Annotated in this window: 19 protein-coding genes and 1 pseudogene; 13 read left to right on the top strand and 7 right to left on the bottom strand. The window is 65.8% G+C overall.

The genetic code is table 11. The features are described from left to right. Positions 1 to 271: 271 nt before the first annotated feature. The 7 genes from E3D03_RS04735 to E3D03_RS04705 all read right to left on the bottom strand — a co-directional run bounded on the left by E3D03_RS04735 (position 272) and on the right by E3D03_RS04705 (position 6717). Entirely contained in the window at positions 272 to 622 is a 351-nt protein-coding gene (locus tag E3D03_RS04735) for an H-type lectin domain-containing protein (protein WP_263566020.1), read from the bottom strand. A 114-nt stretch (positions 623 to 736) separates the two neighbouring features. Then, positions 737 to 1183 carry a F0F1 ATP synthase subunit epsilon gene (locus E3D03_RS04730; protein ID WP_062561098.1) on the bottom strand — a complete coding sequence of 149 codons (447 nt, stop codon included), beginning with the start codon at positions 1181 to 1183 and terminating at the stop codon, positions 737 to 739. Positions 1184 to 1192: 9 nt separating this feature from the next. Beyond that, the gene (gene atpD / locus E3D03_RS04725) at positions 1193 to 2617 is read right to left on the bottom strand and encodes a F0F1 ATP synthase subunit beta (RefSeq protein WP_263566019.1); all 1425 of its coding nucleotides are present in this window, start codon (positions 2615 to 2617) and stop codon (positions 1193 to 1195) included. Positions 2618 to 2635: 18 nt separating this feature from the next. Next, positions 2636 to 3511, bottom strand: a complete 876-nt coding sequence (locus E3D03_RS04720) for a F0F1 ATP synthase subunit gamma (protein WP_017999839.1) — start codon at positions 3509 to 3511, stop codon at positions 2636 to 2638. Positions 3512 to 3523: 12 nt separating this feature from the next. Continuing rightward, the gene (gene atpA, locus E3D03_RS04715; protein WP_263566018.1) at positions 3524 to 5059 is read right to left on the bottom strand and encodes a F0F1 ATP synthase subunit alpha; all 1536 of its coding nucleotides are present in this window, start codon (positions 5057 to 5059) and stop codon (positions 3524 to 3526) included. Then, a complete protein-coding gene (locus tag E3D03_RS04710) occupies positions 5059 to 5619 on the bottom strand; it encodes a F0F1 ATP synthase subunit delta (RefSeq protein WP_172823758.1) in 561 nt (186 codons plus the stop codon). Before E3D03_RS04710 ends, atpA begins: the two co-directional genes overlap by 1 nt. Positions 5620 to 5886: 267 nt before the next feature. After that, positions 5887 to 6717, bottom strand: coding sequence for a class I SAM-dependent methyltransferase (locus E3D03_RS04705; protein ID WP_062561102.1), 831 nt, complete (start codon positions 6715 to 6717; stop codon positions 5887 to 5889). A gap of 51 nt (positions 6718 to 6768) precedes the next feature. On the opposite strand from E3D03_RS04705, the gene gloB reads away from it, so the two are divergent. The 13 genes and pseudogenes from gloB (at position 6769) to E3D03_RS04640 (ending at position 22361) form a co-directional block, all read left to right on the top strand. After that, entirely contained in the window at positions 6769 to 7515 is a 747-nt protein-coding gene (gloB, locus tag E3D03_RS04700) for a hydroxyacylglutathione hydrolase (RefSeq protein WP_062561103.1), read from the top strand. A 1-nt stretch (position 7516) separates the two neighbouring features. Further along, complete coding sequence (locus E3D03_RS04695; protein WP_156429084.1) at positions 7517 to 7711, top strand: hypothetical protein; 195 nt, start codon at positions 7517 to 7519, stop codon at positions 7709 to 7711. A 66-nt stretch (positions 7712 to 7777) separates the two neighbouring features. Further along, a complete protein-coding gene (gene clpA / locus E3D03_RS04690) occupies positions 7778 to 10096 on the top strand; it encodes an ATP-dependent Clp protease ATP-binding subunit ClpA (protein WP_062561104.1) in 2319 nt (772 codons plus the stop codon). A gap of 191 nt (positions 10097 to 10287) precedes the next feature. Further along, positions 10288 to 10392: pseudogene (locus E3D03_RS04685) on the top strand (IS5/IS1182 family transposase); the annotation flags it as partial. Positions 10393 to 11114: 722 nt separating this feature from the next. Further along, complete coding sequence (locus E3D03_RS04680) at positions 11115 to 11795, top strand: ImuA family protein (protein WP_263566017.1); 681 nt, start codon at positions 11115 to 11117, stop codon at positions 11793 to 11795. Continuing rightward, on the top strand, positions 11701 to 13221 hold the full coding sequence (locus E3D03_RS04675; protein WP_263566016.1) for a Y-family DNA polymerase: 1521 nt from the start codon (positions 11701 to 11703) through the stop codon (positions 13219 to 13221). Before E3D03_RS04680 ends, E3D03_RS04675 begins: the two co-directional genes overlap by 95 nt. Then, entirely contained in the window at positions 13221 to 16454 is a 3234-nt protein-coding gene (locus tag E3D03_RS04670) for an error-prone DNA polymerase (protein ID WP_263566015.1), read from the top strand. The genes E3D03_RS04675 and E3D03_RS04670 overlap by 1 nt, the downstream gene beginning before the upstream one ends. A 316-nt stretch (positions 16455 to 16770) precedes the next feature. Next, positions 16771 to 18042: a tyrosine-type recombinase/integrase gene (locus E3D03_RS04665; protein ID WP_263566014.1), complete on the top strand. Its 1272-nt coding sequence runs from the start codon at positions 16771 to 16773 to the stop codon at positions 18040 to 18042. A gap of 124 nt (positions 18043 to 18166) precedes the next feature. Next, a complete protein-coding gene (locus E3D03_RS04660; protein WP_263566013.1) occupies positions 18167 to 18367 on the top strand; it encodes a helix-turn-helix domain-containing protein in 201 nt (66 codons plus the stop codon). Positions 18368 to 18371: 4 nt separating this feature from the next. Further along, a complete protein-coding gene (locus E3D03_RS04655; protein ID WP_263566012.1) occupies positions 18372 to 18647 on the top strand; it encodes a hypothetical protein in 276 nt (91 codons plus the stop codon). A gap of 120 nt (positions 18648 to 18767) precedes the next feature. Then, entirely contained in the window at positions 18768 to 19490 is a 723-nt protein-coding gene (locus tag E3D03_RS04650; protein ID WP_263566011.1) for a hypothetical protein, read from the top strand. 949 nt (positions 19491 to 20439) lie between these two features. Then, entirely contained in the window at positions 20440 to 21981 is a 1542-nt protein-coding gene (locus tag E3D03_RS04645) for a hypothetical protein (protein WP_263566010.1), read from the top strand. Further along, entirely contained in the window at positions 21981 to 22361 is a 381-nt protein-coding gene (locus tag E3D03_RS04640) for an HNH endonuclease (protein ID WP_263566009.1), read from the top strand. Before E3D03_RS04645 ends, E3D03_RS04640 begins: the two co-directional genes overlap by 1 nt. Positions 22362 to 22413 lie beyond the last annotated feature (52 nt).

Here is a 22413-nt window from a genome sequence, read left to right as displayed (position 1 = left end):
CGGGAGAGCGGGAGAGCGGGAGAGCGGGAGAGCGGGAGAGCGGGGCAAGATCACGGAACCATGGTGGGCGTCAAGGGAATTGTAACCCCACGCGCCGACCCGTGCAGGAGGTCGGTCCCACGGGCCAAGATCCACCATCTCGATGTCCTGCCCGAGGGGCTGGACGAACAGGTCAAGGCCCGGCTTGGCGGGCGGAGCCTCGCTTCGACCTGTCCGCCAACGCCGGGATGCGCCGCCACAGCCTTGGTCGCGGCATCGCATCACGCACGGCTCAGCCGGCGTCGAAATCGTCCTCGTGGCGCACCGGACCAATGGCCAGCCAGTTGGCCCGCACCCGCGCGACGCGGGTATCGCCCCAGGTGCGGAATTGCAGCTCGAACCCGTGCGTCGTGACCTGCACCGCCTGGATGTCGGCGCGCTGATTGGCGTTGCGATCCACGTCCCACATGCTGAGCGCGACATGCACCACCGGCGGCTCGGCGAAGCCTTCGTCGAAATCCACGCGCTGCACCTCGAGCCGCGGCCCGTGCCCGGTCCACATCGGACCGCCGCTTTCGAAGGCCGAGAACATCTCGACCGAGCCCTGCTCGACCCCGACAGCAAAATGTCCGAAACGCCGCAAATTCCGCCTTCCCCTCACCGAATGCCCCGCATCCTGATGATAAAAGGTTGAGAAACAATTGAGAAAGCCCCGGAATTTCCGGGGCTTGCTGTCTTTTTCGCCAGATGCCCGCGCTTAGTGCGGGAAATTCGAGTGGTTCGGGTCCAATCCGATATGGGTGCCAAGGGCCTCCATATCCGCCAGCAGCTTGACGGCGGCGGCGACGATTTCCTCGCCGGCCGAGTCGCGCTCCTTGGCGGATTGCACGCGGCGATGGGCCTGCGCCATCATCTCGTTGAAGACCTCTTGCGTCATCTCGGCCCGCGGATGGCCGCGTTCGGCCAGCAGGGTGACGGAGTCGTTGTTGATCTCGGCAAAACCGCCGGTCACCGCGAATTCCGTCTGGCTGCCGTCCGCCGCGACCACGGTCACCAGGCCGGGGCGCAGGTTGACGATGGCCGGCGCATGGCCGGGCATCGCCGTCAGATCGCCGTCGGCGCCGGGCAGGCGCACCTCGCGCACCGGGACGGACACCAGGTTCCGCTCCGGCGACACCAGGTCGAACTGCATCGTGTCGGCCATGTCGCCCCCTTACGCCGCGTCAGCGGCAAGGCGCGCGGCCTTGGCTTTCACGTCCTCGATGCCGCCGACCATGTAGAAGGCCGCTTCCGGCAGGTGGTCGTATTCGCCGGCCACCACCGCCTTGAACGACTTGATCGTGTCCTCCAGCGGCACCTGAACGCCGTCCGAGCCGGTGAAGACCTTGGCGACGTCGAAGGGCTGCGACAGGAAGCGCTGGATCTTGCGGGCCCGGGCCACGGTCAGCTTGTCCTCTTCGGACAGCTCGTCCATGCCGAGGATGGCTATGATGTCCTGCAGCGACTTGTATTTCTGCAGGATGCCCTGCACCGCGCGGGCGGTGTTGTAGTGCTCTTCGCCCACGACGGCCGGGTCCAGGATCCGGCTGTTCGAGTCGAGCGGGTCCACGGCCGGGTAGATGCCCAGTTCCGAGATCGCGCGCGACAGAACCGTCGTGGCGTCGAGGTGCGCGAAGGTCGTGGCCGGCGCCGGGTCGGTCAGGTCGTCGGCCGGAACGTAGACGGCCTGGATCGAGGTGATCGAGCCGTTCTTGGTCGAGGTGATGCGTTCCTGCATCGCGCCCATGTCGGTGGCCAGCGTCGGCTGATAGCCCACGGCGGACGGGATGCGGCCCAGGAGCGCCGACACTTCCGAACCGGCCTGGGTGAAGCGGAAGATGTTGTCGACGAAGAACAGAACGTCGGTGCCGGTGGCGTCGCGGAACTGCTCGGCCACGGTCAGGCCGGTCAGCGCCACGCGCATCCGCGCCCCCGGAGGCTCGTTCATCTGGCCGTAAACCAGCGCCACCTGCGACTTCGACAGGTCGTCGGGCTTGATGACGCCCGATTCCACCATCTCGTGGTAAAGGTCGTTGCCTTCACGGGTCCGCTCGCCGACGCCCGCGAACACCGAGTAGCCCGAGTGCACCTTGGCGATGTTGTTGATCAGTTCCATGATCAGAACCGTCTTGCCCACGCCGGCGCCGCCGAACAGGCCGATCTTGCCGCCCTTGGAATAGGGCGCCAGCAGGTCGATGACCTTGATGCCGGTGACCAGGATTTCCGAGGTGGTCGCCTGCTGGGCGAAGTCCGGCGCCGGCTGGTGGATGGCGCGGCGGTCGGTGACGGTCAGCGGCGCACCCTCGTCCACCGGCTCGCCGACGACGTTCAGGATGCGGCCCAGCGTCACTTCGCCCACCGGAACGGTGATCGGTGCGCCGGTGTCGGTCACGGGCAGGCCGCGGACCAGACCTTCGGTCGCGTCCATGGCGATGGTGCGGACGGTGTTCTCGCCCAGGTGCTGGGCCACTTCCAGCACCAGGCGCTTGCCGTTGTTCTCGGTTTCCAGAGCGTTCAGAATCGCCGGAAGCTGGCCGTCGAACTGCACGTCCACCACGGCGCCGATCACCTGCGTGATTTTTCCTTTGGCCTCTGCCATGTGTTTAACCCCTACGTGTCAGAGCGCCTCTGCGCCCGAGATGATTTCGATAAGTTCCTTGGTGATCGCCGCCTGACGCGTCCGGTTGTATTCGGTGGTCAGCTTGTTGATCATGTCGCCGGCGTTGCGGGTCGCGTTGTCCATCGCGCTCATCCGGGCACCCTGTTCGGAGGCCGCGTTCTCCAGCAGCGCCGCGAAGACCTGGGTCGCCACGGAACGCGGCAAGAGGTCGTTCAGGATCGCGTGCTCATCCGGTTCGTAGTCGTAAAGCGACGAGGCTCCGGCCTCGGCGCCTTCCTCGACCACGGCGGGGATGATCTGGCGTGCGGTCGGAACCTGGCTGATGACCGATTCGAAGCGGTTGTAGAACAGCGTCGCCACGTCGAACTGGCCGGCGTCGAAACGGTCCAGGATTTCGTCGGCGATGCCGCGCGCATTCTCATAGCCGATGCGCTTCACCTCGCTCATGTCCACGTGATGGACGAAATATTGCGAGTATTCGCGCTTCAGCTGCTCGCGGCCCTTCTTGCCGACGGTCAGCAGCTCGACCTGCTTGCCCTGGGCTTGCAGCTCGGCCATGCGCTGGCGGGCCAGCTTGACGATGGACGAGTTGAAGCCGCCGGCAAGCCCGCGCTCCGAGGTCATCACCACCAGGAGGTGGCGGCGATCCTCGCCGGTGCCGGCCAACAGGCGCGGCGCATTGTCCGAGCCAGCCGCCGCAGCGGTCAGCCCGGCCATCACGCTGGCCATGCGGTCGGCATAGGGACGCGCAGCCTCGGCCGCCTCCTGCGCGCGGCGCAGCTTGGCGGCGGCGACCATCTGCATCGCCTTGGTGATCTTGCGCGTGTTCTTGACGCTGCCGATCCGGTTCTTGAGATCCTTGAGGCTGGGCATCTGTCACCCTCCTCAGGCGTAGGTCTTGGCGTAACCGTCCAGAGCCGCCTTGATCGCATCCTCAAGATCGCCGCTGACTTTGCGGTCGTTCCTGGTCATGTCGTCAAGCAGGTCGGCTTTCTGGTTGCGCAGATACTGGATCAGGCCCTGTTCCCATTTGGTCACGTCATTGACCGGGATGCCGTCCAGGTAACCCTTGGTGCCGGCATAGATCACGATGACGATCTCGGCGTTGGTCAGAGGCGAATATTGCGGCTGCTTCATCAGCTCGGTCAGACGTGCCCCGCGGTTCAGCAGCTTTTGCGTCGCCGCGTCGAGGTCCGAGCCGAACTGCGCAAAGGCCGCCATCTCGCGATACTGGGCCAGTTCCAGCTTGACCGGGCCGGCGACGGATTTCATCGCCTTGGTCTGGGCGGCCGAACCGACGCGCGACACCGACAGACCGGTGTTCACGGCCGGGCGGATGCCCTGGAAGAACAGTTCCGTTTCCAGGAAGATCTGGCCGTCGGTGATCGAGATCACGTTGGTCGGGATATAGGCCGACACGTCACCCGCCTGGGTTTCGATGATCGGCAGCGCGGTCAGCGAGCCGGCGCCATGCGATTCGTTCAGCTTGGCCGAACGCTCCAGCAGGCGCGAGTGCAGGTAGAACACGTCGCCCGGATAGGCTTCGCGCCCCGGCGGACGGCGCAGCAGCAGCGACATCTGGCGATAAGCCACGGCCTGTTTCGACAGGTCGTCATAGATGATCAGCGCATCCATGCCGTTGTCGCGGAAATATTCGCCCATCGCGGTCGCCGAATAGGGCGCCAGATACTGCATCGGCGCCGGGTCCGAGGCGGTCGCGGCCACCACGGTGGTGTAGGCCATGGCGCCGGTCTCTTCCAGCTTCTTCACCAGCTGGGCCACGGTCGAGCGCTTCTGGCCGACGGCGACATAGATGCAGTGCAGGGTCTTCATGCCATCGGCCTCGCGGCCGTTGTAGTTCTGCTGGTTCAGGATGGTGTCCAGCGCGATGGCGGTCTTGCCGGTCTGGCGGTCGCCGATGATCAGCTCGCGCTGGCCGCGGCCGACGGGAATCATCGCGTCCACCGACTTCAGGCCAGTCGCCATCGGCTCGTGCACCGATTTGCGCGGCATGATGCCCGGGGCTTTCACGTCGGCGATGGCCATGACCGGGTCGGCGATCGGGCCCTTGCCGTCGATCGGGTTGCCCAGCGCGTCGACGACGCGGCCCAGCAGGCCCTTGCCGGTCGGGACTTCCACGATGGCGCCGGTGCGCTTGACGGTGTCGCCTTCCTTGATCGAACGGTCGTCGCCGAAGATCACGACGCCGACGTTGTCGGTTTCAAGGTTCAGCACCATGCCGCGGATGCCGCCCGGGAATTCGACCATCTCGCCGGCCTGAACCTTGTCCAGACCGTAGACGCGGGCGATGCCGTCCCCGACGGACAGCACCTGCCCGACCTCGGCCACCTCGGCGTCCTGACCGAAATTCTTGATCTGATCCTTAAGGATGGCCGAGATTTCGGCAGCCTGGATTCCCATTATCCGACCTCTTTCATAGCATTCTGGAGGGAGGCGAGCTTGGAGCGGATCGAGCTGTCGATCATCTGCGAGCCCAGTTTGACGATCATGCCGCCGATGAGGCTTTCATCGACGCGCGCGTTCAGTTTCACCTTCTTGCCCGATTTCGCGGCCAGCGCGTCGGTCAGGCGGGACTTCTGGTCGTCGCTCAGCGCCTGGGCGCTGACCACGTCGGCGGTGACCTCGCCCTTCGCATCGGCGATCAGGCCGCGCAGCTTGGCGATCAGTTGCGGCAGCGCGAACAGCCGGCGGTTCCGGGCCATCAGGCGCAGGACATTCGCCAGCTCGGACGAAAGACCCATCTTGTCGGCCAGGGCGCCGATGGCAGCCTCCTGTTGGCGGCGGTCGTAGAGGGGCGAGACGGTCAGATCGCGCAGATCCGCGCTGGCGTCATAGGCCGAGGCCAGGTCGTCGATCTGGGCTGAAAGGGTGTCGATCCCTCCCGCGTCCCGGACCAGATCGAACAGGGCCTGCGCATAACGCCCGGCGATATCAGCGGAAATCGAAGCGGAATTGGCCACGGTCATCCTTCCGGTTAGCGCAAGCTCCGCAGGCGGGCCGGCGTTCGGGCCGGTCTGTCGCGGAGCGCGGGTCAAATGGGGGCCATGGCACGGCGGGCTAGGGCCTTCCCGAAATCTGCGGCGTCTCTAGCAGGTGCTTTTCGCTGCCGCAACCGCCTTGAACACGGAAATGCGAGGGTTTGCGGCCCTTGCAGCGCCCATGTGCCGCCGGTCCCGACCCCGATTGCGCAAACAGTCGCCGAGCCGCCCCGCCTCGCGCGCGCGAAGCTAATTCCGGCCCGGCTCCGCGGCGGGGGATCGCGCCGCAGATTCGGGCTGCGTGCGGCCGCGCACCGTGCGCCCCGCGCCCTGCCCCGCCGGCCGCGGCCGGGCGATGCCTTCCAGCACGGCCAGCGGGCTCGGCACGCTGACCTTGCGGCCGCGCCCGACCGGGGCCTGCACCTGCTTGCTGAACTCGGACAGCACCACGCCCGCCACCAGCACCTGGCTGATGCGCAGCCCCGCCCGCTCCCACATCTGGGCGCTTTTCAGCCAGAAGCGCCGGTCCGAGGGCGGGATGTAGAGCGCCGCCCCGGTGCCCTCGGCGACGAAGCCCGCCGCGCGGGCCTGCGCATCGAGCTGCCCGGCGGTATAGCTGCGGCCGAAGCCGAAGGGCGTCGTCTCGGACCGCGCCCAGAGGCCGGCGCGGTTCGGCACCATGACCAGCATCCGCCCGCCCGGTCCCAGCACCCGCCAGGCCTCGTCCATCAGCGCCGCCGGATGGTCGGCGGTCTCGAGCGCATGCAGCAGCACCAGCCGGTCGACGCTGCCGGTGTCCAGCGGCCAGGCCGTCTCCTCGCACAGCGCCGAGCAATTCGGCAGCCCCGCCGGCCAGGCCATCACCCCCTGCGGCCCCGGCATCAGCGAGATCACCCGCCGCGCCCGCCCCAGCCAAGGCCGCAGCAGCGGCACCGCGAAGCCGTAGCCGGCGACGGTCATGCCCTGGGTCTGCTCGGGCGGCCACATCCCGCTCAGCCGGTCGCGCAGCACGCGCTGCACCACCCGGCCCAGCGCGCGGGTATAGTAGAACTTCCGTAGCTCATAGACGTCGTGATGCATTGCGTCCCCCGCTTCGCCCGGCCAGACTGCGGCAAAGAGAGGATTTTGCCAATGCCGCTGGAACTGGTCCCCGTCCGCTGCCTGACCGACAACTATGCCTGGCTGCTCAACGGCAATGGCCAGACCACGCTGATCGACGCCCCCGAGGCCGCGCCGATCCTGGCAGAACTGGCCGCGCGCGGCTGGACGCTGGACCTGATCGCGCTGACCCATCACCACGCCGACCATATCCAGGCCGTGCCCGAACTGGTCCGGATGACCGGCGCCCGCGTCATGGGCAATGCAGAGGACGCCGCCCGCCTGCCGCCGCTGGACCTGGCCGTCCGACCCGGCGAGACGGCGCGGATCTGCGGCGAGCCGGCCGAGGTCATCGACGTGCCCGGCCACACCATCGGCCATATCGCCTTCCACCTGCCAGAATCGGCCATGGTCTTTACCGCCGACAGCCTGATGGCGCTGGGATGCGGCCGGCTGTTCGAGGGCGACGCCGAGACGATGTGGGACTCGCTCTCGCGCCTGAATGCGCTGCCAGGGGAAACGCTGGTCTGTTCCGGCCACGATTATTGCCGCGGCAACGGCGCCTTCGCGCTTTCGGTCGAGCCGGACAATGCCGCATTGCAGAAGCGGCTGGCGGAAACCGCGGCGGGGGCGCGGCCCTGCGCACCTTCGACCCTGGTCGAGGAACGGGCAACGAATCCCTTCCTGCGCGTGGCGGAACTGCGGGATTTCCTGGGCTTGCAGGGCCAATCCGATGCCCGCGTCTTTGCCGAGCTGCGCCGGCGCAAGGACGTGTTCTGAGATGTTTCTGCAACGCGACAAGAGAATTCGAATGGCATCCCGTCCTTGTGGCGCCGGGGCGCCGCTGGCGGGCGGGCTGCTTGAAATTTCGCCTGCCGATCATCACATCTGCCTCAGCCGCGGGAAATTCGGCATGAGCGGAAGCAAATACCGCTTGAATTGCGCGAAAATCCACCAATTCTTAACTGTATCGTGACAGTCTGGTCAGGTGGACCGCTAGATATGGCGGCCCAAACCGCCAGCCGACTGACAGGAGCTTGAAGTGCCTTCCTTTTCGACCTCGCTGGAACAGGCCATCCATGGCGCCCTCGCGCTGGCCAACGACCATCGCCATGAGCTTGCCACGCTCGAGCACCTGTTGCTTGCGCTGACGGAAGAGCCCGATGCCGTGAAGGTGATGCGGGCCTGCAACGTCGATCTGGACGAATTGCGCCGGATGCTGGTCGAGTTCATCGAAGACGACCTGTCGACCCTCATCACCGATGTCGAGGGATCCGAGGCCGTTCCGACCGCCGCCTTCCAGCGCGTGATCCAGCGCGCGGCGATCCATGTGCAAAGCTCGGGCCGGACCGAGGTGACGGGCGCGAACGTGCTGGTCGCCATCTTCGCCGAGCGGGAATCGAACGCCGCCTTCTTCCTGCAGGAACTGGACATGACCCGCTATGACGCGGTGAATTTCATCGCCCATGGCGTCGCCAAGAACCCCTCCTTCTCGGAGAATCGCCCGGTGCAGGGTGCCGAGCACCAGGGCGAGCAGGCCCAGGCCGAGCCCGCCCCCAAGGACGAGACGGCGCTCGCGAAATATTGCGTGGACCTGAACCGCAAGGCCGCCAAGGGCGACGTGGACCCGCTGATCGGCCGCGCCGACGAGGTCGAGCGCTGCATCCAGGTGCTGTGCCGCCGGCGCAAGAACAACCCGCTGCTGGTGGGCGATCCGGGCGTCGGCAAGACCGCCATCGCCGAGGGCCTGGCGTTGAAGATCACCCGGGGCGAGACCCCGGACGTGCTGGCCGGCTCGACCATCTTCTCGCTCGACATGGGCGCGCTGCTGGCCGGCACCCGCTACCGCGGCGATTTCGAGGAACGGCTGAAGGCCGTGGTCAAGGAGCTGGAAGAGCATCCCGACGCGATCCTGTTCATCGATGAGATCCATACCGTGATCGGCGCCGGCGCGACCTCGGGCGGGGCGATGGACGCCTCGAACCTGCTGAAGCCGGCTCTGGCCGGCGGCAAGCTGCGCTGCATGGGCTCGACCACTTACAAGGAGTTCCGCCAGCATTTCGAAAAGGACCGCGCCCTGTCGCGGCGCTTCCAGAAGATCGACGTGAACGAGCCGAACGTGCCCGACGCGATCAAGATCCTGATGGGGCTGAAGCCCAGCTTCGAAAAGCACCACGACCTGCGCTATACCAATGACGCGATCAAGTCGGCGGTGGAACTGGCCAGCCGCTACATCAACGACCGCAAGCTGCCCGACAGCGCCATCGACGTGATCGACGAGGCCGGCGCCGCGCAGCACCTGGTCAGCGAAAGCAAGCGCCGCAAGACCATCGGCCCGAAAGAGATCGAGGCGGTCGTCGCCAAGATCGCCCGCATTCCGCCGAAAAGCGTCTCCAAGGACGATGCGGCGGTGCTGAAGGATCTGGACGCGACGCTGAAGCGGCTGGTCTTCGGCCAGGACGCGGCGATCGAGGCCCTGGCCTCGGCGATCAAGCTGGCCCGCGCGGGCCTGCGCGAACCGGAAAAGCCGATCGGCAACTACCTGTTCGCCGGCCCGACCGGCGTCGGCAAGACCGAGGTGGCCAAGCAGCTCGCCAGCACGCTGGGCGTGGAGCTGCTGCGCTTCGACATGTCGGAATACATGGAGAAGCACGCGGTCAGCCGCCTGATCGGCGCGCCTCCGGGCTATGTCGGCTTCGACCAGGGCGGCCTGCTGACCGATGGCGTCGACCAGCATCCGCATTGCGTCCTGCTGCTCGACGAGATCGAAAAGGCGCATCCGGATGTCTACAACATCCTCTTGCAGGTGATGGACCACGGCAAGCTGACCGACCACAACGGCCGACAGGTGGATTTCCGCAACGTGATCCTGATCATGACATCGAACGCCGGCGCCTCGGACATGCAGAAGGCCGCCATCGGCTTCGGCCGCGAAAAGCGCGAGGGCGAGGATACCGCCGCCATCGAGCGCACCTTCACGCCCGAGTTCCGCAACCGTCTTGACGCGATCATCAGCTTCGCCGCCCTCTCGCGCGAGGTGGTGGTCCATGTGGTCGAGAAATTCGTGCTGCAACTGGAAGCGCAGCTGATCGACCGCGGCGTCCATATCGAGCTGACCTCCGAAGCCGCCGATTGGCTGGCCGAAAAGGGCTATGACGAAAAGATGGGTGCCCGGCCGCTGGGTCGCGTGATCCAGGAAACGATCAAGAAGCCGCTGGCCGAGGAACTGCTGTTCGGTCGCCTGACCAAGGGCGGGATCGTGCGGGTGCGGATCGAGGACGACAAGCCCGTCTTCGACATCACCGGCCCCGAAACGCCCAAGATCAGCAACTCGAAGCCGCCGCTGCTGACGGCCGATTGATCTGCGTCCTGAGAAAGAAGGCGGCACCCGGTGCCGCCTTTTTCACTTGCAGAGGCTCTATTGCGCAAAAATCTTTGGATTATTTCCGTTAGTCAAAGTGATGACTTGTGCTCGTATCAGACCGACAAGAGAAAGTGACTGACCAACTCACAATCAAGCGCCAAGGCGCCATCCCGCACTGCTCTTCGATATGGAACGCCGCCCCGACGGGCCGCCGGGGCCGACAGCAGACCTATGGCGATACCGCCCCGCAGATATGCCTGCCGGTGAAGGCGCTGTTCGGCATGGTCTTGCGCTCGATTGGACGGTGCCCGACGTCAGCAGGGTCGCGCCGCCAGAAGGCGCCTTAACCATCGCGTATCGCCGCTTTGGGAAGTGCTGCGTCTGCTGATCAACAGTATGCAGGCCAGCATGGTGACGCCATCAGGCTCAAGGGGGATAGCGAGGGAACCCCGGATATCAAGGCTGCCGAGATTACGAGTGTCCCGTAGGCGGCACCTGTTCTTCCCACCTGCCAGGCAAAACCGGTGACAAGGGGATCGGAAGTGTAACCGCAGACGGTGCTTATCACGCTCATGCTACGTCGCCGAGCGCAGACCCGCCTATCATCCCGCCGCGCAAGAATGCCAAGCCGTGGAATACCAGAATTGCCGGCACGGTCGCAGGAAATGCAGCCTGCGCAGAGCGCGATTACCTATCTTGCCGGAGCGCTGTGGCGATGATGGTGCCACTGGTGCCGCGTCAAACGAAGATGGGCTGCGTGGAACTGCCGGGTCAGGGCCTCATGACCCAGGGCTTCGACCGTCAAATTCCCGGTCCGCTTCGCCGCCCTAACGGCGATCCCGTGTTCAGAAATCCTGTCGCAGGGCCCACGGGCACATCTGTGCAACAAGGCCCCAAAAACGCATTGGATGTCGGGAAGCACCAGCCAGCCCGCCCAACCTCTGCCAGCACGCCCGGCCGATTGACGAATCTTCCGCGCAGAACTAGAACAAACAAGGAACATCGTGAACGAACCATGACCGCCCACCCTTTCCTGCGCGGGGTGACGCCTTTCGGACGGGCGCCAGCCCCCGCGGTGCCGCGCCTTGCCACCGCGACCCTGTCCGAGGCCTTCGATTCCCGGCACCCCCTGGATGCCGCGGCGGCGGGATTCGTGCTGGCGGCGCTGCCGCCGGGGCGGGTGCTCTGGGCGCAGGACCGGCTCAGCCGGGCCGAATTCGGCGCCCCCTTCCTGCCCGGCACCGGCCGGGCGCTGCTGCGGCTGGACCTGACCCGTCCCGCCGACGTGCTGGCCGCGCTGGAGGATGGCCTGCGCAGTCGCGCCCTGGCCGCCGTGGTCGGAGAGATCCATGGCGCCCCCCCGGCGCTGAGCTTTACCGCCAGCCGCCGCCTGGCCCTGCGTGCCGAAACGGCCGGCCTGCCCTGCTGGCTGATCCGCCATGCCGCCCGGCCCGATGCCAGCGCGGCGCGGATGCGCTGGCGGCTGTCGGCCCTGCCCTCGACCCCCGACCCCGACGACCCCAAGGCGCCCGGCGATCCGCGCTGGCTAGCCGAGCTGTTCCGGGCGCGCGGCCAGCCGCCCTCGACCTGGGTGGCGCGCCATGACCGGGCGGCGGATCGTCTCGATCTTTCTGCCCCGCCTCGCGATCGAGAGCTGGCTGCACCGGCGCGCGCGGCAGGGCGCGGCCTGGACTGACACCGTGCCGCTGGCGCTGGCCGCGCCCGGGCCGCATGGGCCCGTCATCCATGCCGCAACCCGGACCGGCGAAGAGGTTGGCGCCCGGCCCGGCGCCCGCGTCGTCGATTGCCGCAGCATCTGCCCCGAGCTGCGGGTCGAGGATGCCCAGCCCGCGCAGGACGCCGCCCGGCTGGCCCGCCTGGCCTTCTGGATCCGGCGCTGGGGGCCGTTCAGCGCCGTGGACGATGCGGACGGGCTGGTCCTCGACATCACCGGCACCGCGCATCTGTTCGGCGGCGAGCCCGCGCTGCTGACGGACATCCAGGCCGGATTCGCCCGCGCCGGGTTGACCTGTCGACTGGGGCTCGCCCCGACGCGCGGCGCGGCCTGGGCGCTGGCCCGCTTTGGCCCCGAGCGCGCGATCTGCACCGATCCGCTGCCCGCGCTCGCTCCCCTGCCGGTGGCGGCGCTGCGGCTTTCACCCCAAACCCTGCTGCTCCTGCACCGGCTGGGGCTGAAGACCATCGGCGATCTGGCCGCGATTCCGCGTCTGCCGCTGATGCGCCGTTTCTCCCGGACCGCGCCGGCCGACAACCCGCTGATCCGGCTCGACCAGGCGCTGGGACGCGCGGCGGAACCGCTGGACGCGCCCGAGCCGCCGGCCGAATTCGCCGCCGAGGCCCGGCTGGCCGAGCCGGTCATGGACCCCTCGGACTGGCTGCCCGGCCTGACCGGGCAGCTTTGCGCCGGCATGGCGGCGCAGGATCGCGGCTGCCGGCGGCTCTGCCTGTCGGTGTTCCGCGTCGATGGCGAGCGGCGCGACATCCGCGTCGCGCTGGCCGCCCCGGCCCGCGATCCCGCGCATCTGCTGCGGCTGTTCCAGGGCCGGCTGGACCGGCTGGATCCCGGCTATGGCTTCGACCTGATCCGGCTTGCGGCCGAGGCGGTCGAACCCCTGGCCCAGGCCCAGCCCGCCCTGGACGGCAGCGCCCCCGAGGCGCTGGCGCTGTCGCGCCTGGTCGACCGGCTGGTCGCGCGCTTTGGCGCCGCCGCGATCAGCCGGCCGCTGCCGCAGGACAGCCATATCCCAGAACGCTCGGAAATCCCCGGCCCGCCGCTGGACGACAGCCCGGCCCCCCCGGCCCGGCCCGACCGCCCGCTGCGCCTGCTGACCCCGCCCGAGGAGATCCAGGTGCTTTACGCCATCCCCGAGGGCCCGCCGGCGCAATTCATCTGGCGCCGCCAGACCCTGCGCGTCGCCCGCCACGCCGGGCCGGAACGCATCGCGCCGGAATGGTGGCAGGACCGCCCCGGCACCAGGCTGCGCGACTATTTCCGCATCGAGGACGACAGCGGCCGCCGGCTCTGGATCTATCGCGAGGGGCTGGCCCAGGACGGCCGCGGCGGCGCGCCGCGCTGGTTCCTGCACGGGATCTTCGCCTGATGCCCGACCACCACCCCCGCAGCGCCCTGAAACTGCCCGAGGTGGCGGCGCCGAACCCGGCCTCGGCCTATGTCGAACTGGGCGTGACCAGCGCCTTCAGCTTCCTGCACGGCGCCTCGCAGCCCAGCGAGCTGGCCTTGGCGGCGCATCTTCTGGGCTATGACGCGCTGGGAATCGCCGACATCAACAGCCTGGCCGGCGTGGTGCGGCTGCATGCGGCGGCGCGCCAGCTGCACCTGCGGCCGCTGATCGGGGCGCGGATCGTGCTGGCGGATGGCACCGGCTTCCTGGCCTATCCGACCGACCGCGCCGCCTATGGCCGGCTGGCCACGCTGCTCACCAAGGGCCGCCGCGCCGACCTGGAGGGGGCCTGGCAGAAGAAGGGCCGCTGCGACCTCAGCCTCGACGACCTCGCCGCCCATGCCGCGGGGCTGCGGCTGATCTGGCTGCCGGGCGACGACCTGTCGCCCCTGCCCGGGCTGGCCGCGCGCCTGCCGCAGCTGTCCCATGTCGCGGCCAGCTGGCTCTATCGCGGCGACGACCGGGCGCGGATCAACCGGCTGGACCGGGCGGCGCGGGCGGCGGAACTGTCCATCGTCGCCACCAACGACGTGCATTACCACGCCCCCGACCGCCGCCCGCTACAGGACGTGATGACCTGCATCCGCGCGGGCACCACCATCGCCAAGGCGGGCCTGCTGCTGTCGCAGAACGCCGAGCGGCACCTGAAATCCCCCGCGCAGATGCAGCGCCTGTTCGCCGACTGGCCGCACGCCATCCGCGCCACGCGCGAGATCGCCGACAGCTGCCGCTTTTCGCTGGACGAGCTGAAATACGAATATCCGCACGAAACCGTGCCCGCGGGCCTGACCCCACAGCAGCATCTTCAGGCGCTGACCTGGGCTTGCGCCGGCGAACGCTATCCCAACGGCATCCCGCCGCAGGTGCGGGCCACGCTGCACAAGGAGCTGGACCTGATCGGGCGCAAGGATTACGCGCCCTATTTCCTGACCATCCACGAGATCGTGAATTTCGCCGAGGAAAAGCAGATCCTGCACCAGGGCCGCGGCTCGGCCGCGAATTCCGCGGTCTGCTACGTGCTGGGCATCACCCCGGTCGATCCCGCCAAGCACCAGCTGCTGTTCGAGCGTTTCCTCAGCGACACCCGCAAGGAGCCGCCCGACATCGACGTCGATTTCGAGCATGAGCGCCGCGAGGAGGTGATCCAGCACATCTATGACAAATACGGCCGCCATCGCGCCGGGCTCTGCGCCACGGTGATCCATTACCGCCCGCGCAGCGCCATCCGCGAGGTCGGCAAGGTCATGGGCCTGTCCGAGGACGTGACGCAGGCGCTCGCCAATACCGTCTGGGGCAGTTGGGGCAATGACATGTCCGCCGCCTCGACCGATCAGGCGGGGCTCGACCTGCGCGACCCCCTGCTGCGGCGCACGGTGAAGCTGGCCGAGGAAATGATCGGCATGCCGCGCCACCTGTCCCAGCATGTCGGCGGCTTCATCCTGACCGAGGGGCCGCTGTCGGAAACCGTGCCCATCGGCAATGCCGCCATGCCCGAGCGCAGCTTCATCGAATGGGACAAGGACGACATCGACGCGCTGGGGATCCTCAAGGTCGACGTGCTGGCGCTGGGGATGCTGACCTGCATCCGCAAATGCTTTGCCCTGATTGGGACGCATTACGGCCGCGCGCTGACGCTTGCTGATTTCGACGACCACGACGAGCCGACCTTCGAGATGCTGCGGCGGGGCGACAGCCTGGGCACCTTCCAGGTCGAAAGCCGGGCGCAGATGAACATGCTGCCGCGCCTGCGGCCCAAGGAGTTCTACGACCTGGTGATCCAGGTCGCCATCGTCCGCCCCGGCCCGATCCAGGGCAATATGGTCCACCCTTATCTGCGCCGCCGCAAGGACGAGCCGGTGGATTATCCCTTTCCCCAGGGCGGCGACCCGGACGAGCTGAAATCCATCCTGGAGCGCACCCTGGGCGTGCCGATCTTCCAGGAACAGGCGATGAAGATCGCCATGGTCGCCGCCGAGTTCAAGCCCGACGAGCTGGACGAGTTGCGCAAGGCCATGGCCACCTTCCGCTCGCGCGGCACCATCGAGCAATTGCAGGACAAGATGGTCGGCCGCATGGTCAGGCGCGGCTATGACCGCGAATTCGCCGAGCGTTGCTTCAACCAGATCAAGGGCTTCGGCGACTACGGCTTTCCCGAAAGCCATGCCGCGGCCTTTGCGCATCTGGCCTATGTCTCGTCCTGGCTGAAATGCCATTACCCGGCCGCCTTTGCGGCGGCGCTGCTGAACAGCCAGCCGATGGGCTTCTATGCGCCCGCCCAGATCGTGCGCGATGCGCGCGACCATGGCGTGACGGTGCTGCCGGTGGATGTGAATGCCAGCACCTGGGACAACCGGCTGGAGACCGGGGCCGAGGGCATCGCCCTGCGGCTGGGCCTGCGCCAGGTCGAGGGGCTGGGCAAGGCGTCGGGCGACAGGATCGCCAAGCGGCGCGGGGCGGCGCCCTATGCCTCGCTGGCCGCGCTGAAGGCCCGCGCCGGGCTCGACGCGCGCGCGATCCGGGTGATCGCGGCGGCGGATGCGCTGCGCTCGATGGGTCTCGACCGCCGGGCGGCACTGTGGCAGGCGCGCGCCTTGCGCGATGCGCCGGACCTGCCGCTGTTCGGGACCCGCGACGAGGGCGCCGAGCCCGCCGTCGCCCTGCCCGCCATGCCGCTCTCCGAACAGGTGACCGCCGATTACCAGACGCAGCGCCTGTCGCTGAAGGCGCATCCCATGGCCTTCCTGCGCCGCTCGATGCAGGCGCAGGGCTATGTCAGCGCCGCCGGGCTGGCCGATCTGCCGAACCGCGCCCCCCTGCGCATGGCCGGGATCGTGCTGGTGCGCCAGCGCCCGGGCAGCGCCAAGGGCATCTGCTTCGTCACGCTGGAGGACGAAACCGGCGTCGCCAACCTGGTGCTGTGGGAGAATGTCTTCGCCCGCTTCCGCCGCGTGACGATGACCGCCCGCCTGCTCGAGGTGCACGGCCAGGTCCAGCGCGCCGAGGGCGTCACCCATGTCGTTGCGCAATGGCTGGGCGACCGTTCGGACGCGCTGCTGCGGCTGGCGGGCGAAAGCCCGCGCGACCTGCCCGCGCCCCGGCCGCGGCATCCGCGCCAGGTCAGGATGCTGCCGAAGTCGCGGGATTTCCATTGAGTTGCGCAGGAACGACCGGCAGCCCGACTCAAGCCCGCCGGCCCTGCCCGCATGGCAAAGGCCGCGTCCCTTTCCGGGGGACGCGGCCTTGGCTGCTCGTCGCGAAGGGCAGATCTTACTTGATCTTGCCTCGTCCCGTGGCTCTTTTTTCCTATTCCTTTGTCTTGCACCGTCTTACAAAAATACAGCGTTATCCTAGGCTTAGTCTTGCAGGACGATTCATCGGCTTCTAGCTGGTTCCATGCTTTTTGCCTTTTCCCTGCCTACACAGCGGGGGGCAGGCAGGGCGAATCAGAGGCCATAGGAGGGCCAAGAGATGCCGAAATTGAAGCTGACCGCTGCCACCGTGCGCGACCTGCCAACGCCCCCGAGCGGGCAGGTACTTTATACTGATGAGACGTTACAGGGCTTCGGCCTGCGGGCAACGCCGGGCGGCAAGACCTATTACGCGGAAAGCCGAGTGGCTGGCCGCACCCGCCGCGTCACCATCGGCAAGGCTGACGTGTTCACGCTGGACGAGGCACGGAAGCAAGCCCGCGTAGCCCTCGGCTCCATGGCGACCGGCATTGATCCGAACAAAGCGAAGGCGGACGCCCGCGCCAAGTCCATCACACAAGACGAGGCCGTGCGCGACTTCCTCGCGGGCCGTGACCTCAAGGAGGGCACCCGAGCGGATTACAAGATGATCCTCGAAACCTACTTCGCAGGCTGGCGGAAGAAGCAGCTCAAGGACATTACGCCGAACGATTGCGTTGCCCGCTTCGACAAGATCACACGCGAGAACGGCCCGACAACGGCGAACCTCGCCTTTCGTGTCTATCGGTCCATGTACGGATATGCCCGCGCGGCCACGGCTGGTCCTGATGGCCGCTATACGCTGCCCGAGAATCCCGTGAAGCGGCTTTCAGACCTGCGGCGCTGGCACAAGACCAAGCGGCGGCAAACCTATCTGCCGGATGATCTGTTCCCCGCCTTCAAGGCGCATCTGGACCGGCTCCATGGCGATCTGAACCCGAATGCCCATGCTTTCGCCGATTATCTCGAATTGCTGCTGCGGGCCGGGCTGCGAAAATCCGAGGGGCTGGGCTTGCTCTGGTCCGATGTGAATATGACGGCCCGCACGTTCACCTTGCGGGATACCAAGAACAGGACCGATCACACATTGCCCGTGTCCGACCAACTGCTCGCGCTGTTCCAACGCCGCGTTGAAAGCAAAACCGATGAACGGGTTTTCAGCGGCAGGGATGGCGCTTGTACCGCGTTTCAGCATTGGCTTGAAAAGGCGCGGGAACCGATCGGCTACCCTCTGCAATTCCACGACCTGCGGCGGAATTTCAGCATCCTTGGATCAAACCTGAATGTTGAGCATTACCGGCTCAAGAAGCTGCTGAACCATACGACCAACACGGACGTAACGGCGGGATATGTGATTATTACCGTGGACCGCCTGCGCGAGCCCATGCAGCAAATATCCAATGAGATTGACCGGCTCATGGGCATCATTCCTAAAAGAACAAAGAATCCCGAGCAAGAGCAACAAAGTTTCGGGGGCTGCGTCCCTCTTGCAAACCTTTCCGCGCTCGACTAGATTCATTCCTGATGTTGCACGTTAAGCTGGCGAGCTTGTGCGGCAGGCCATGGAGGGCTCTACGTCTTACCGCGTCCGAATGACCGGGCGGGTATCGTATGGCCCTCTCCATGGAGTGCCCGACATGGCACAAGAAAAACGCTACCTGACCAACAAAGAAGCCGCTGACGTGATCGGCATGAGCGAGTCTTATCTTAATCAAGACCGTTATGTGGCGAAGGCCAGCGGGATGCCCCCGAAATTCCCTTTCATTCGCATTGGCCGCACCATCAAATACGACCGCCAAGTGCTTTTGCAGGTGATGGCGCAAGGCATGGTGGAATGACCGCATGTCTGGAAAAACGGACAAACCGGACATTCCGGGTGCTCTCATAGCCCCGCTACCCAAGGACATGACCAATCCAGAAACGCTGCTGACCACGAAAGAGGCAACGGCTTATCTGGGCTGGTCCAAATCGCGGCTACCGGGCTATAGGCAGCAAGCGCGAGAAAACGACACGCCCCCCAAGGTAAGGTACCTGACTCTGCCAGATGGCCGCATTCGGTATCGGCTGGGCGATCTTTGGGACGTGAAAGCCATAGAAAATAAAGGCACCCAGCTTTAGAATGGAAAAGGGTCCGGTTGCCGCCGGACCCTCAAATCAAATGCTCTCTCACAAGCCCTTGCATAGTATGTCCGTCTTTCCCTGCCTGCAAGGGCGTGAGAACCGAAAAGGGGTCACCTCATGCCTAAGGACGTAATTCCGCCTGAAATCAATTTCGAGACGGAAGCCGCACGGACTCTTTACCAAGGCCTTTGCGACACTTGGTCAAAGCGGTTTGCTGCCCCGCCGCCGCAGCCATATGGCTTTATGAACTTCCGTGACGACGACCACGCGCGGCAGGTTGGTGCGGTGCTGCTTCCCGATAAGCCGCATGTCCATGCTGCGAATGTTCTACGGCGGCATTTGCGCTGGCTTCCTCATGGGGCGGCGGGGGCGGACGGATGGCTTTGGCGATATGAAAGCTATGAGACTACCGCCTGCGAATTGGACCTTGTGAGCCCGGCGGCAAAGAACCCGCGCGAGGCAGGCATTCAGGCGGTGAAGGCGGCGACGAATTCACTGGTCAAGGCGGGCGTCCTAAAACGCGATCTGCGAGCACCTACGGGCCGAAGTGCAGTCGATAAGGTGAACCACTACAGACTGACCGAACCGGCGTTCTGCGCCGTCCTGTCTCTGCTGTGGTGGAGTCAGGATCACAACTTTGAAACCCGAACGATGGACGCCCGCACCTTCCGGCGCGTCTGGACGGAAATGCGCTATCCGACCGATTCCCAAGCCAAGACCGTCCGCGATGTGCTGGCGGGCTGGCAGGCGATCACGTCCGAGGACGATGTTGCCAGTCGCATGGATGCGGTGATGGAACTGGCCGCGCCGCTACTTCCCAAGCATTGGCCCAAGGGGTGAAATCTCACCCCCTGAAACGCCGGGCTAGGGGTGGAATTCCACCTCTACAGGCAGGGACTAGGGGTGAAATCTCACCCCTATAAATAAGTACTTCTCTTCGAGAAGAGAAAAGACAAGGTTTTAAAACAAGCGTTCAACTGCACTTCGTTCCGTGAACGCCCTGCCAGAACGCTTCGCTCTATTCGGGCAAGTATTCTCGGGGAAGATAGAACCCTGATCCCGATCCCATCCCGTGGGTGCTACCTAGTCCCCCTCTTGCAGTGCTACCTAGCGCCCCTGATCCATGATCCCCGTGCAGCTATCCCGGTGCATCTGCTGCACCATGCCCAGACCATCACCATTGCCCGATGAACAGAACTCATGCGACAAGAGGCTGTCGCGGGCCTATGCCGTCACCACCGCCTGCGGCACTCCTGTATCGGGTGCTTGTCCCATCCGGTGCGCTTGCAGGGGGGCGGCAGGCAGGTTCCGAGCAGTTCCGATCCTGTCGCCCTTCGCAATACGACGCGGAGCAGACCGCAAGATGCCGCGCACATAATTGCACAGACCACAATAGATAGACCAAAGCCCCACAGATTGCGGGGAAGCCATAGGAAGCCCATAGAAAACCCCTCAAGCTCTTTCGGCTACCCCACCACCAAGAAGGGCCAAGATGCCCGCCAGCGGCCCGCCTATTGAGTCCTGCGCCCCATTCAGACCCCGAGCCGGACCGCACCCAGCCCCCACCATCACCCAGACCCCTAGGGGGACCCCTGCCCGGGGCGAGGAGAGGGGCCGTCTCTTACGGAGCGGAGCGGGGGCTGTCCTTCCCCTTGGCAGTGGCGCAAATTATGGCGGCGGACCCCGAGGGGGCCTAGGCAAATCACCCCCGCATGACCTAGATTCCCCTCAAGGCGGCGGTGCTGCCCCGGCCAAGGAGGGCCTCAACGTAAGGTTTGAGGTTCTCTGCATGGCCGTAATCCGGCTGAAAAAACCTGTTGCTGACGCTTCCCCGGTGGATCGGGCAGAGGCGTTTTTCGCATGGCTGGCGGATACGTTCGTTTTCGCGGCTGGCCCAAAGCGTGGGCAACCGCTGATCCTCGAACCATTCCAGCAAGATTACGTGCGGCTGGTTCTCGAACGCGACGGCCCCGACCCCGCGCACCGCATGGCAATTTTCAGCACCCCGAGGAAGAATGGCAAGACGCTGGTGCTGGCAACGCTGCTGCTGGGCTTCATGCTGCCCGATAGTCCGGTTTCCATTCCCGGTTGCCGGGCTGGCATCACGGCCCCGACCGGACGCCATGCCATGTTCATCTTTCAGGCGGCGCTTGAACTGCTGGACGCGGCGGGCCGGAAGGGCGAGGCCAAGGTTATCCAGCACCCCAGCCCCGGATATTTCACCACCAAGGGCGGGGCGCGGTGCGATATCTACAGCGGCTCCAAGACCTCGGGCCATGGCGCGTCCCTCAATGTCGCGCTGGTGGATGAAGCGGGCTTGCTCAAGCGCAATTCGGTGCTGATCGACAATTTCACCGATGCGCTCGCCATTGAGAATGGAATCTTGCTCGTAACCGGGACGTTGGGCGAGTCTCGGGAATATGCTGAACTGATCGACAACCCGCCCCCGCGCACGGCTGTCGTGTTCTACGGGATGCAACGCGGCGATGATCCTGCCAGCCCGGAAGTCTGGCGGCGCTGCAATCCCGGCCTCGGGGCGATCAAGTCCGAACGCTTCATGGCTGACCAATTCGGCAAGGCAGAGGCGGCGGGCACCCTACGCGACTTCGAGGCTTGGAACCTGAATGCCCGCCTAACCCCGGCGAAAGAACTGCTGCTGGACTTCGCGGATTACGAAAAGGCCATTGATCCCGAGGCGGGGCCGCTGCCCGAGGAGCCCGTCCATATCGGACTCGATCTTGGTGGGAGTAGCGCCCAGACTGCCGCCTGCATCGTCCATCAGTCGGGCTTTATCCGTCACCTGTCGGCCTTCCCATCCGAGCCGATGGACCTCTATCAGCGCGGCCAGCGCGACGGTTGCGGCGATGCCTATGCGCGGGCGGAACAGGCTGGCGACCTGATCACCACGGCGGGAAGCGTCACCGATCTGCCGCAATTCCTTTCGGCTCTGGTGGCGAAGATCGGCCCGCATCCGGTGGCCTCTGTCTCATGCGACCGATACCGGCGCGAGGAACTGCTGACCGCTCTTGCACGGGCGGACATCGCATGGAAACCACGCTTCCGTGGCAATGGCCCCAAGGACGGCGATGCGGACATTCGGGCCACGCGCAAGCTGTTCCTGTCTGGATCGGTGAAGCTGCACCCGTCCGACCTCATGAATCTCGCCTTGGGCGAAACTGACGTGCGGGTTTCCTATACCGGCGCTTGCCAACTCGACAAAGCGTCCCGGTTTTCGCGGATCGACTTGGCGCAAGCGTTGGTTCTGGGCTGTTCCGCAATGCTGGAAGATCGGGAACGGGTGCCGCCGCAATACAGCGTGGTGTTGCTCTGATGGCCCGCACCCCGATGCCCAAGCTTGGCCAGATGCTGCACCTGACCAGATGGCAGGCGACCCGCCAAGCCGTGGCCCTTCGCGCTGGGATGCGCTGCGAGTGCTGCGAGACATATGCGTTCTTGCGGGGCCGTGGCGCTGGGCAGGCCGATCATATCATACCGCGCCGCGAACTGGCCGTGACCGGGGGCAACCCCTTTGACATGGACAATCTGCAATGGCTCTGCGGCCCATGCCACAGCCAGAAATCGGCGCGGGAACGCTGGGGCGATCACCAAGCCAAGCCCCCGAAAAACCGTCTGAAAGCCCGAACCAAGATCAAGGGCAGAAAGCAATTCCTGTTAGCGGCTGGCCTGACGACTGCGGACATAATCCGGTGAAACACCGTAGGTAACTAACTACCACCATATAACACTATGGAAATATGCAACA

It is taken from the genome of Paracoccus sp. DMF (genome assembly GCF_004407025.1).
In the GTDB taxonomy this organism is placed as follows: Bacteria; Pseudomonadota; Alphaproteobacteria; order Rhodobacterales; family Rhodobacteraceae; genus Paracoccus; species Paracoccus aminovorans_B.
The sequence above is the reverse complement of the archived record's forward strand: the minus strand, read 5'-3'. Positions and strand labels throughout refer to the sequence as shown.

Coding starts and splice junctions, on each gene's coding strand:
- E3D03_RS04730 (WP_062561098.1), bottom strand. CDS start 1,183: ATGGCCGACACGATGCAGTTCGACCTGGTGTCGCCGGAGCGGAACCTG.
- atpD (WP_263566019.1), bottom strand. CDS start 2,617: ATGGCAGAGGCCAAAGGAAAAATCACGCAGGTGATCGGCGCCGTGGTG.
- E3D03_RS04720 (WP_017999839.1), bottom strand. CDS start 3,511: ATGCCCAGCCTCAAGGATCTCAAGAACCGGATCGGCAGCGTCAAGAAC.
- atpA (WP_263566018.1), bottom strand. CDS start 5,059: ATGGGAATCCAGGCTGCCGAAATCTCGGCCATCCTTAAGGATCAGATC.
- E3D03_RS04705 (WP_062561102.1), bottom strand. CDS start 6,717: ATGCATCACGACGTCTATGAGCTACGGAAGTTCTACTATACCCGCGCG.
- gloB (WP_062561103.1), top strand. CDS start 6,769: ATGCCGCTGGAACTGGTCCCCGTCCGCTGCCTGACCGACAACTATGCC.
- E3D03_RS04695 (WP_156429084.1), top strand. CDS start 7,517: ATGTTTCTGCAACGCGACAAGAGAATTCGAATGGCATCCCGTCCTTGT.
- E3D03_RS04680 (WP_263566017.1), top strand. CDS start 11,115: ATGACCGCCCACCCTTTCCTGCGCGGGGTGACGCCTTTCGGACGGGCG.
- E3D03_RS04675 (WP_263566016.1), top strand. CDS start 11,701: ATGACCGGGCGGCGGATCGTCTCGATCTTTCTGCCCCGCCTCGCGATC.
- E3D03_RS04670 (WP_263566015.1), top strand. CDS start 13,221: ATGCCCGACCACCACCCCCGCAGCGCCCTGAAACTGCCCGAGGTGGCG.
- E3D03_RS04665 (WP_263566014.1), top strand. CDS start 16,771: ATGCCGAAATTGAAGCTGACCGCTGCCACCGTGCGCGACCTGCCAACG.
- E3D03_RS04660 (WP_263566013.1), top strand. CDS start 18,167: ATGGCACAAGAAAAACGCTACCTGACCAACAAAGAAGCCGCTGACGTG.
- E3D03_RS04655 (WP_263566012.1), top strand. CDS start 18,372: ATGTCTGGAAAAACGGACAAACCGGACATTCCGGGTGCTCTCATAGCC.
- E3D03_RS04650 (WP_263566011.1), top strand. CDS start 18,768: ATGCCTAAGGACGTAATTCCGCCTGAAATCAATTTCGAGACGGAAGCC.
- E3D03_RS04645 (WP_263566010.1), top strand. CDS start 20,440: ATGGCCGTAATCCGGCTGAAAAAACCTGTTGCTGACGCTTCCCCGGTG.
- E3D03_RS04640 (WP_263566009.1), top strand. CDS start 21,981: ATGGCCCGCACCCCGATGCCCAAGCTTGGCCAGATGCTGCACCTGACC.